This is a genomic window from Streptomyces sp. FH025, from assembly GCF_017427025.1.
Lineage (GTDB): Bacteria > Actinomycetota > Actinomycetes > Streptomycetales > Streptomycetaceae > Kitasatospora.
In genome coordinates this window covers 1-10,449 of record NZ_JAFLNG010000231.1, presented here as the reverse complement: position 1 = coordinate 10,449, position 10,449 = coordinate 1, and the positions used below count along the sequence as shown (strand labels likewise).

Sequence of the window (10,449 nt, the reverse complement as noted above, 5' to 3'; positions counted from 1 at the left end):
GGAGCGGGAGCTGGGAGCACCGATCGTCGGCATCCCCCGGGCGGACCTGCACCGGATCCTGCGGGAGGCCCTGCCCCCCGAGTCCCTGGTGATCGGCGCCGAGGTGACCGACCTCGACACCTCGCACCCCTCCCGGGTCCGGGTCGGCTACGGCGACACCACGCTGGAGGCCGACCTCCTGGTGGCGGCCGACGGCATCCACAGCCGCATCCGGCGGCGCCTCTTCCCCGCTCACCCCGGGCCCGTGTACAGCGGTTCGACCGTGCTGCGGGCGATCACCGAGCACCCGGTCGAGGGGCTGACCGCCGACTTCGAGCTGACCTGGGGCCACGGCGCCGAGTTCGGCCACATCGCCTTCCCGGACGGCCGGGCCGAGTGGCACGCCGTGCTCAACGCCCCGGCCGGGGTCCGCTACCGGGACTCGCTGACCGAGGTCCGCCGCCGCTTCGCCCGCTGGCACGACCCGATCCCCGCACTGCTGGCCGCGACCCGCCCGGAGGCGGTGCTGCACCACGACGTCAACGAGCTGGTCACCCCGCTTCCCGGTTACGTCTCCGGTCGGATCGCCCTGCTCGGCGACGCGGCGCACGCCATGACGCCACACCTCGGCCAGGGCGCCTGCCAGGCCCTGGAGGACGCGGTGACCCTGGCGGCGGCGGTCGCCGACGGCCGTACGGTCGAGGGGGCGCTCGCCCGCTACGACGCGCTCCGGCGCCCGCGCAGCCAGACCGTGGCCCGCGACGCCCGCCGGGCCGGCCGGATGGGCCAGCAGCTCGCCAACCCGCTGGCGGTCGGCCTGCGCAATGCGGCGATCCGGCTCACCCCGCCGGGCGCGATGGTCCGCACCGTCCTGAAGCACGCCGACTGGCGGCCGCCCCGGATCGCTCCCCGTGCCGCCTAGGCAAGAGCCGGGCCGCTCGCTTGACCGGGGAACTGATTAGGCACCATATTACTTCCATGACGCCGCACCCCGAGAACGATCCGGGCACCCCCAGCCTCGACCAGGCCCGCCGCCAGATCACCCGCTACGGCCTGACGGCCGACCCGCAGGCGGTCCTGGTCGCGGCCCGGCTGATGGCGGCGGGCGCCCGGATCGGCCAGGCCGGGGAGGTGCACTTCGGCCGCTTCGGCCTCTCCACCGGCCGCTACCGACTGCTCTCCGACCTGGAGGACCACGGCGGCGAGAAGTCGCCCTCCCAGCTCGCGGCGAGCCTCGGGGTGTCCCGGGCGACCGTGACCGGCCTGGTCGACGGCCTGGAGCGGGAGGGCCTGGTGGCCCGCCGGCCGTCCACCGAGGACGGCCGGGGCAACGTGGTGATCCTCACCGCGCGCGGCGCCGACCGGCTGCGCGAGCTCGCGCCCGAGCACTTCGCCCGGATGCAGGCCCTGGTCGGCGGTCTCTCCGTGGAGGAGCGCGCCACCTTCCTCGACCTGCTGGGCCGGGTGGTCGCGGGCATCGACGCCCTCACCGCCGACTGACCCGCCACACCCCGGGCGGGCCGCCAGAAGCGGCCCGCCTCCCCTCAGCCCCAATAGTTAGGCACCTAAGCATGCCCAGATACTTAGCCACCTAATCAGAATCGCCGAAGCCGAGCCGAAGCCGAACCATCAAGCCGAACAGAGGACAACCCATGAGCAAGAAGGCACCCGGCGCTCCCCCGCCCTTCGTCCTGTGGCGCGAGGTGTTGACCTCCTACGCCATGCCCGCCGTCATGGCCGGCCTCGGCGGCGCCATCACCCGGCAGCCGCAGCTGGTGGCCGCCGCGCTCACCACCATCGGCGGCACCTCCGCCGTCGTGGCCGCCGCGCTCGGCTCCGTACTGCGCCGCCGCCCCGTCCGCGCCAGACCCGCCCGGACCCCGCGCGCGCTCGCGGCCGCCGCCCTCGGCCTGGCCGCGGCCGCACTCGCCCTCGCCGTCGGCCTCGCCGCGGCGCGCTGGCTCCCGCACCTCCCGGCGCTGGCCGACAGCCCCTGGCCGCGGCGACTGCCCGTCGACCTGCCGGTCTCCTCGGCGATCGCCGCCACCATCACCACCTGGCGCTGGCGCGGCAGCCGCCGCACCCGCGAGCCGCAACACCGACTCCCCTCCACACCCCGACCCGAAAGGCAGACCTCATGATCGCCATCCTGGGCGCCGGTGGCGCCACCGGCGGCGCCACCCTGCGTAGCCTCGCCACCCTCGGCGTACCGACCCGCGCCCTCAGCCGCGACCCCGCCCGGCTGGCCGCCGCACTCGACGACCGCACCCGAGCCCGGACCGAGATCCACCCGGCCGACGCCGCCGACCCGGACTCCCTGCGCGCGGCCTTCCACGGCGCGCGCCGGCTCTTCCTCGCCATGGCCAACGGCCCGCACCAGGTGCGGTACGAGCTGAACGCGGTCGAGGCGGCCGTCGACTGCGGGGTGGAACACATCGTCAAGGTCTCCGCCCCCGCCGCCGAGCCGCACTCCCCCGTCGCGGTCTCCCGCGGCCATCACCTGATCGAGGAGCGGCTGCGGTCCTCGGGCATCACCACCACCGTGCTGCGGCCGTACGCCTTCATGCAGAAGCTGCTGCTCCTGGCGCCGGGCATCGCCGCCGCCGGGGTGGTGCACGGCGCGATGGGGCAGGCGCGGTGCAACTACGTGGACGTCCGGGACATCGGGGACGCCGCGGTCGAGGTCCTCACCCGGCCGGGGTCGGCCGGCGGCACCTACCCGCTCACCGGCGGCCGGGCGTACAGCTACCCGGAGCTCACCGCCCTGCTGGGCGAGCTGCTCGGCCGACCGGTCCGCTACCTCGACCTGAGCCCGTCCGAACTGCACGCCCACCTGGTCGACCGGGCCGGGATGCCGGACTGGCTGGCCACCCACGTGGTGGAGATCCAGCAGCTCGCGGTGGTTCGCGAGGAGACCCCCGACGACGCCTTCCAGCGTCTCACCGGACGCGCCCCGCGCACCCTGGAGGCCTTCCTCGGCGAGAACCTGCACCTCTTCCGCTGAGCACCCACGGGCCGGGCGCGGCGCCGCCGCGCCCGGCCCGCCACCCGAAGGGAGCAGCAATCCCTGTGGCGTGGATCACGATCGAAAACCCCACCTGACGATCCGTCAATTCGAATGACAGCACGTCACATCGCGGTACTGAAGCCCCAGTTGTTGACTGATGTTGCGTCAGATTCGGCCATTCCGGGCCCAGTTGGGCCGAGCGCCCGCTCCTGCCCCGCCGGGAATCCGGGGCTAGCATCGGTCAGGTTGTCCGCTCCGGCCCCGGAGTGGGGTCACCCGATCAGGAGAGTGCTCCCACCGCCCCCAAGGGCCGGACATCGGTCGGAACGGGGCGAGGACGAGGAGCGCACGGCTGCCATGACAGCTGAACCGAGCCAGCCGAACCAGGGCACCGCGCCGCCGCAGGCCGTCTTCCCGGGCCGCCCCGCCGCCGCCCCGCGCACCCTGGTCGACGTCCTGGACGCCACCGTGCGCGCCCACCCCGACGAGCCGGCCCTGGACGACGGCCGCACCGTGCTCAGCTACCGCGCCCTCGCCACCGAGGTCGAGCGGCTGCGCCGCCGGCTGGCCGCCGCCGGCATCGGCCCGGGCGACCGGGTCGGCGTGCGGGTGCCCTCCGGCACCAACGACCTGTACGTGTCGATCCTGGCCGTGCTCACCGCTGGCGCCGCCTACGTCCCGGTGGACGCCGAGGACCCGGACGAGCGCGCCCAGCTGGTCTTCGGCGAGGCCGCCGTCGCCGCCGTGCTCGGCGCCGGGCTCAGCCTGGCCACCACCACGGAGCGCGCACCCGCCCTGGAACGCCGTCCCACCCCGGCCGACGACGCCTGGATCATCTTCACCTCCGGGTCGACCGGCAAGCCCAAGGGCGTGGCCGTCACCCACCACAACGCGGCCGCCTTCGTCGACGCCGAGGCCGCGCTCTTCCTCCGGGAGGAGCCGATCGGCCCCGGCGACCGGGTGATGGCCGGCCTCTCCGTCGCCTTCGACGCCTCCTGCGAGGAGATGTGGCTGGCCTGGCGGCACGGCGCCTGCCTGGTGCCCGTCCCCCGCTCCCAGGTGCGCAGCGGCGCCGACCTGGGCCCGTGGCTGGCCGAGCAGGAGATCACCGTGGTCTCCACCGTCCCCACCCTGGCCGCGCTGTGGCCGGCCGAGGCACTCAACGAGGTGCGGCTGCTGATCTTCGGCGGCGAGGCCTGCCCGCCCGAGCTCGTGCAGCGGCTGGTCACCGAGGGCCGCGAGGTGTGGAACACCTACGGCCCGACCGAGGCCACCGTGGTCGCCTGCGCGGCGCTGCTGACCGGCGAGGGCCCGGTGCGGATCGGCCTGCCGCTGGACGGCTGGGACCTCGCCGTGGTGGACGAGGCCGGCCTGCCGGTCGCCCCCGGCGGCACCGGCCAGCTGGTGATCGGCGGGGTCGGCCTGGCCCGCTACCTCGACCCGGAGAAGGACGCCGAGAAGTACGCGCCGCTGCCCTCGCTGGGCTGGGAACGCGCCTACCGCAGCGGCGACCTCGTCCAGGCCGACCCGGCCGGCCTGCTGTTCCTGGGCCGTACCGACGAGCAGATCAAGCTGGGCGGCCGCCGGATCGAGCTCGGCGAGGTCGACGCGGCCCTCCAGGCCCTGCCCGGGGTGGCGGGCGCGGCCGCCGCCGTCCGCACCGCGCGCGGCGGCAACCAGCTGCTGGTCGGCTACCTGGTGGTCCAGGACGGCTTCGACCGCGAGCAGGCCGTCGAGCGGCTGCGCGCCGAGCTGCCCGCCGCCCTGGTGCCGCTGCTCGCCCCGGTCGACACCCTGCCCACCCGCACGTCCGGCAAGGTCGACCGGGCCGCCCTGCCCTGGCCGCTGCCCGAGCTGGAGGCCGCCGGGCCGAGCGAGCGGCTGTACGGCACCGAGGCCTGGCTGGCCGAGCAGTGGGCCGAGATCCTCGGCGTGCAGGTGAGCGGCGCGCGCGACGACTTCTTCGCGATCGGCGGCGGCAGCCTGGCCGCCGCCCGGCTGACCACCCTGCTGCGCACCCGCTACCCGAGCGCCGCCGTGCTGGACGTCTACCAGCACCCGACGCTGCGCAAGCTCGCCCGGCACCTGGAGCGCACCGCCGCCGAGGGCGGCGAGGCCCGCACCATCGCCCTGGTGCCGACCCGGGCCAAACTGCTGCAGCTGCTCCTGCTGATCCCGCTGTTCGCCGTGGTCGGCCTGCGCTGGACGGTCGCCCTGCTGGCCGCCGGGAACCTGCTGACCCACCTCGGCGACTTCCCGTGGGCGCCCACCGCCTCCTGGTGGGCCGTCGGCGCGGGCGCGCTGGCGCTGTACTCCCCGGCGGGCCGGCTGGCGATCGCGGCCGGCGGCGCCCGGCTGCTGCTGCGCGGCCTGCGCCCCGGCAGCCACCCGCGCGGCGGCTCGGTGCACCTGCGGCTGTGGGCCGCCGAACGGCTGGCCGAGCTGAGCGGCGCGACCGCGCTGTCCGGCGCCTGGCTGGTCCGCTACGCCCGCGCGCTGGGCGCCAAGGTCTCCCCCGACGTGGACCTGCACTCGCTGCCGCCGGTCACCGGGATGCTCAAGCTGGGCCGGGGCTGCGCGGTCGAGGCCGAGGTCGACCTGTGCGGCTACTGGCTGGACGGCGACCGGCTGGAGGTCGGCCAGATCAAGGTCGGCTCCGGCGCCGTCGTCGGCACCCGCTCGACACTGCTGCCCGGCGCCAGGATCGGCAAACGGGCCCAGGTGGTGGCCGGCTCCAGCGTCACCGGCCAGGTGCCGACCGGCCAGCGCTGGGGCGGCGCACCCGCCGTCAAGCTGGGCCGGACGGAGCGCCTCTGGCCCAAGGAGCGCCCGCCGCGCCGGGCCGGCTGGGCCGCGCTGTACGGCGCGAGCGGCGCCCTGCTCGGCCTGCTCCCGGTGCTGCCCGCCGTGGCCGCGCTCGCCGTGCTCTCCCGCTTCGTCGACCAGGGCGCGGACCTCGGCGGGGCGCTCGGCGGCGCGCTGCTCGGCCTGCTGCCCGCCACCCTGGCGTACGGCGCGATGTACGCGGCGCAGCTGGTGGCGCTGGTGCGGCTGCTGAGCGTCGGCCTGACGCCCGGGGTGCACCCGCTGCACGGCCGGGTCGGCTGGCAGGCGTGGACGGTCACCCAGCTGATGGACCGGGCCCGGGAGGTGCTGTTCCCGCTGTACGCCGGGCTGGTCACGCCGCTGTGGCTGCGGGCGCTGGGGATGCGGGTCGGGCGGCACGCCGAGGTGTCCACGGTGCTCGCGCTGCCCAGCCTGACCACGGTCGGCGACGGCGCTTTCCTGGCCGACGACACCCTGATGGCGCCGTACGAGCTGGGCGGCGGCTGGGTGCGGCTCGGTGAGGCGAAGGTCGGCGAGCGGGCCTTCCTCGGCAACTCGGGGATGACCGCGCCGGGCCGGTCGGTGCCCAAGCGCGGCCTGGTGGGCGTGCTGTCGGCGACGCCGGAGAAGGCGAAGAAGGGCGGGTCGTACCTGGGCATGCCGCCGATGCGGCTGCCCCGGGCGGCGGACGAGGCGGACCAGAGCCTGACCTACGAGCCGCCGACCCGGCTGCTGTGGGCGCGCGGGCTGGTCGAGCTGGCCCGGCTGCTGCCGGTGCTGGCCTCCGGGGCGCTGGGTCTGCTGACGGTGGCGTCGCTGTCCTGGCTGGCGGCCGCGTCGCCCCTGCTCGCGGCGGTGCTGTCCGGCCCGGTGCTGCTGGCGGCGGGCGGTGTGGCCTGCCTGGTCGCGGTGGCGGCGAAGTGGCTGCTGGTCGGGCGGTTCCGGGCGGTGGAGCACCCGCTGTGGAGCGGTTTCGTGTGGCGCAACGAGCTGGCGGACACCTTCGTCGAGGTGCTGGCGGTGCCGTGGCTGATCGGGGCGGTGCCGGGCACCCCGGTGCTGAACCTGTGGCTGCGGGCGCTCGGCGCGAAGGTCGGGCACGGCGTCTGGTGCGAGAGCTACTGGCTGCCGGAGGCGGACCTGGTCACCCTCGGGGACGGGGTCAGCGTGAACCGGGGCTGCGTGGTGCAGACGCACCTCTTCCACGACCGGATCATGCGGATGGATACTGTGGTCCTCCGCGAGGGCGCCACCCTGGGCCCGGGCGGGATCGTGCTGCCCGGCAGCACGGTGGGCGCGCGCAGCACGCTGGGCCCGGCCTCGCTGGTGATGCGGGCCGAGTCCGTCCCCGCGGACACGCGGTGGCTGGGCAACCCCATCGAGGCGTGGCAGACCACGCCGTGACCGCCCCCGAGACCCCTCTCCCGACCACCCGTCCCGGCCCGCAGGAAGCGCCCCTCCCCGTGAAGTCCAAGCCCGTCCCGCCGGCCGCCAGCGGCCCGGACCCGTACTTCCCGAACAGCGGCGACCACCGCTTCCGGGTGCACCGCTACGAGCTCGCGCTGGACTACCGGCCCGGGCCCAACCGGCTGGCCGCCTCCGCCCGGATCAGCGCGGTGGCCGACGTGGCGCTCGCGGAGTTCGTGCTCGACCTGGCCGAGTTCCGGATCGGCCGGGTGCTGGTCGACGGCAAGGCGGCCCGCTACACCCACCGCGGCGGCAGGCTGCGGATCCGCCCGGCCCGGCCGCTCGCGGCGGGCGCCGCCTTCACCGCCGAGGTGCACTACACCGGCAACCCGCGCCCGGTGCGCAGCCCGTGGGGCGGCCTGGGCTGGGAGGAGCTGACCGAGGGCGCGCTGGTGGCCAGTCAGCCGGTCGGCGCGCCGTCCTGGTACCCGTGCAACGACCGGCCCGCGGACAAGGCCACGTACCAGATCGCCGTCACCACACCGTCCCCGTTCACCGTGCTGGCGAGCGGGCGGCTGCTGGCCCGGACCACCCGGGCGTCCAGCACCACCTGGGTGTACGAGCAGAGCGCGCCGACCTCGCCGTACCTGGTGACGGTGTCCATCGGGCACTACCTGCCGGTGCCGCTGGCCGCGCGCCCGGCCACTCCGCAGGCCGGTCACGTGCCGCAGACCGGGTACGTACCGCAGACCGGATACGTACCGCAGCGGCTGGCCGAGTCCTTCGGCCGGGACTTCGCCCGGCAGCCGGAGATGATGGCGTACTTCACCGAGGTCTTCGGGCCGTACCCGTTCGGCGAGTACGCGGTGGTGGTCGCGGACGAGGAGTTGGACGTCCCGGTGGAGGCGCAGGGCGTGGCCACCTTCGGGACCAATCACCTCGGCGGCGGGTGGGAGCGCGAGCGGCTGATCGCGCACGAGCTGGCCCACCAGTGGTTCGGCAACAGCGTCTCGATCGCCGACTGGCGGCACATCTGGCTGAACGAGGGCTTCGCCAAGTACGCGGAGTGGCTGTGGTCCGAGCGCTCCGGCGGCCCCGGCGCGGCCGTGCACGCCGCCGCCGCGCACCGGCTGCTCGCCGGGCTGCCGCAGGACCTGCGGCTCGGCGACCCGGGCCGCAAGCTGATGTTCGACGACCGGCTCTACCAGCGCGGCGGGCTGGTGGTGCACGCGCTGCGGCGGGCGCTCGGAGAGGACGCGTTCTTCGCCATGCTGCGGGACTGGGCGAGCATCCACCGGCACGGCGTGGTCGCCACCGTCGACCTGCTCGCGCACGCCTCCCGGTACACCTCCGCTCCGCTCGGCCCGCTGTTCGAGGCCTGGCTGGAGCGGCCCGAACTGCCGCCGCTGCCGGGCTGAGCGGACGTACGCGCAGGATATTCGCTCAGGTCGGCGGTCCTGCTGGGCTACTGTCCGTCCATGTCGATGAGCTCAAATGATCAGATGATGGACGAACTGCTGCCCACCACCGGCCGCGCCCTGCTGCACCGGATCGCCGTCGCCCAGACCGAGGGCCGCACGCCCTCGCTGGTCGCCGGGGTGGTGCGGGACGGCCGGCCGGTGTGGGGCGGCGCCCGCAGCATGATCGACGGGCACGCGCCGGACCAGGACGTCCAGTACCGGATCGGCTCGCTCACCAAGACCTTCGTCGCCGTCCTGGTGCTGCGGCTGCGCGACGAGGGCCTGCTCGACCTGAACGACCCGCTCGCCCGCCACCTGCCCGGCACCCCGGCCGACGGCGCCACCGTCGCCCAGCTGCTCGCGCACTCCGCCGGGCTCGCCTCCGAGACGCCCGGCCCCTGGTGGGAGCGGACCGAGGGCTCGCTGCGGCCCGAACTCGACGACCTGCTGGAGGCGGAGAACCCGCTCAAGCACCCGGCCGGGCGCCTCCACCACTACTCCAACCCCGGCTACGCGCTGCTCGGCGCGTTGGTCGAGCGGCTGCGCGGAGAGCCCTGGGGCGAGGTGCTGCGCCGCGAGGTGCTGGCGCCGCTCGACATGGACCGCACCACGCTGCTGCCCGAGCACCCGCACGCCGGGGGCTTCGCCGTCCACCCGTGGGCCGACGTCCTGCTGCCCGAGCCGCTCACCGACACCGGCCGGATGGGCCCGGCCGGCCAACTCTGGTCCACCGGAGCCGACCTGGCCCGCTGGGCGGCCTTCCTCTCGGCCGGCCACGACCGGGTGCTGAGCGCCGACACCCTCGCCGAGATGCGCCGCCCCGCCGTCGGGCCGGACGACGCCGGGTGGACCTCCGGGTACGGCCTCGGCCTGCAACTGCGCCGCCACGAGGGCCGGTTGCTGTACGGTCACTCCGGCTCGATGCCCGGCTTCACGGCCGGCCTGTGGGTCAGCGAGGAGGACGGCCTGGCCGCCTTCGCCCTGTCCAACGCCACCAGCGGCGCCAACACCTCGCTGCTGGCCGCCGAGTTGATCGCCATCACCGCCGCGCACGAGCCCCGGCTGCCGGAACCCTGGCGCCCGTTGCCCGAGGTGGACGAGGACCTGCTGGCCGTCACCGGCCCCTGGTACTGGGGCGCCGCGCCCAGCGTCGTGCGGCTGCGGGCCGACCGCGTGCTGGAGCTGACCCAGCTCGCGGGCGGCAGCCGGGCCTCGCGCTTCCGTCCCCGGCCGGACGGCACCTGGATCGGCCTCGACAACTACTACGCGGGCGAGACGCTGCGCGTGGTCCGGGCCGCCGACGGCTCGGTCAGCCACCTGGACATCGGCTCCTTCGTCTACACCCGCGAGCCGTACGGCCCGGCCGGGACCGTCCCCGGCGGCGTCGACCCGCAGGGCTGGCGGGCGATCTGACGGCGGGCGGTCTGGCAACGGGGGTCTGGCGACAGGGGGTCTGACGGCGGGGGCGCCCGGAAAAAGCGGGGTTCGGGCGGTGACGGCGGGGGCGCGCGAGGCAGGTGCGCGCCCCCGCTGTCCACCCACGGCGAACGACCGCCCGGTGCCCGGCAGATGACCGGGAGCCCACGGGAGCCCACGGGTGGCCCCATTCAACAGGTGCACATCTCCGCTCCCCCGGGCCGCAACATAAATGCCAACCGACTCGGAGAGACATACGGGGACCGGTTCGCGTCCATGCCCAACGCCTGCGGGCCGGGACGGTGCCCTGGCGATCCACGGCACCGCCGATCGTGCTGCCCTGGAGGGTCCGCC

The 10,449-nt window shown here is 75.5% G+C and carries 7 protein-coding genes; all 7 read left to right on the top strand.

Going from position 1 to position 10,449, the window contains the following annotated elements:
- Window positions 1-901 (top strand): FAD-dependent monooxygenase (locus J0670_RS18055; RefSeq protein ID WP_207812637.1); only part of this gene is annotated, 901 nt, incomplete at its 5' end.
- A gap of 56 nt (window positions 902-957) precedes the next feature.
- Entirely contained in the window at window positions 958-1,479 is a 522-nt protein-coding gene (locus J0670_RS18050; RefSeq protein WP_207812636.1) for a MarR family winged helix-turn-helix transcriptional regulator, read from the top strand.
- A 152-nt stretch (window positions 1,480-1,631) separates the two neighbouring features.
- Window positions 1,632-2,120: a hypothetical protein gene (locus tag J0670_RS18045; protein WP_207812635.1), complete on the top strand. Its 489-nt coding sequence runs from the start codon at window positions 1,632-1,634 to the stop codon at window positions 2,118-2,120.
- Entirely contained in the window at window positions 2,117-2,983 is an 867-nt protein-coding gene (locus tag J0670_RS18040; protein ID WP_207812634.1) for an NmrA family NAD(P)-binding protein, read from the top strand. Before J0670_RS18045 ends, J0670_RS18040 begins: the two co-directional genes overlap by 4 nt.
- A gap of 360 nt (window positions 2,984-3,343) precedes the next feature.
- Window positions 3,344-7,216: a Pls/PosA family non-ribosomal peptide synthetase gene (locus J0670_RS18035; RefSeq protein WP_207812633.1), complete on the top strand. Its 3,873-nt coding sequence runs from the start codon at window positions 3,344-3,346 to the stop codon at window positions 7,214-7,216.
- Between the two features lie 59 nt (window positions 7,217-7,275).
- Window positions 7,276-8,637 (top strand): M1 family metallopeptidase, encoded by a 1,362-nt coding sequence (locus tag J0670_RS18030; RefSeq protein ID WP_207812632.1) that lies wholly within the window; start codon window positions 7,276-7,278, stop codon window positions 8,635-8,637.
- A 60-nt stretch (window positions 8,638-8,697) separates the two neighbouring features.
- Entirely contained in the window at window positions 8,698-10,092 is a 1,395-nt protein-coding gene (locus tag J0670_RS18025; RefSeq protein ID WP_374223121.1) for a serine hydrolase domain-containing protein, read from the top strand.
- The last annotated feature ends 357 nt before the right edge of the window (window positions 10,093-10,449 follow it).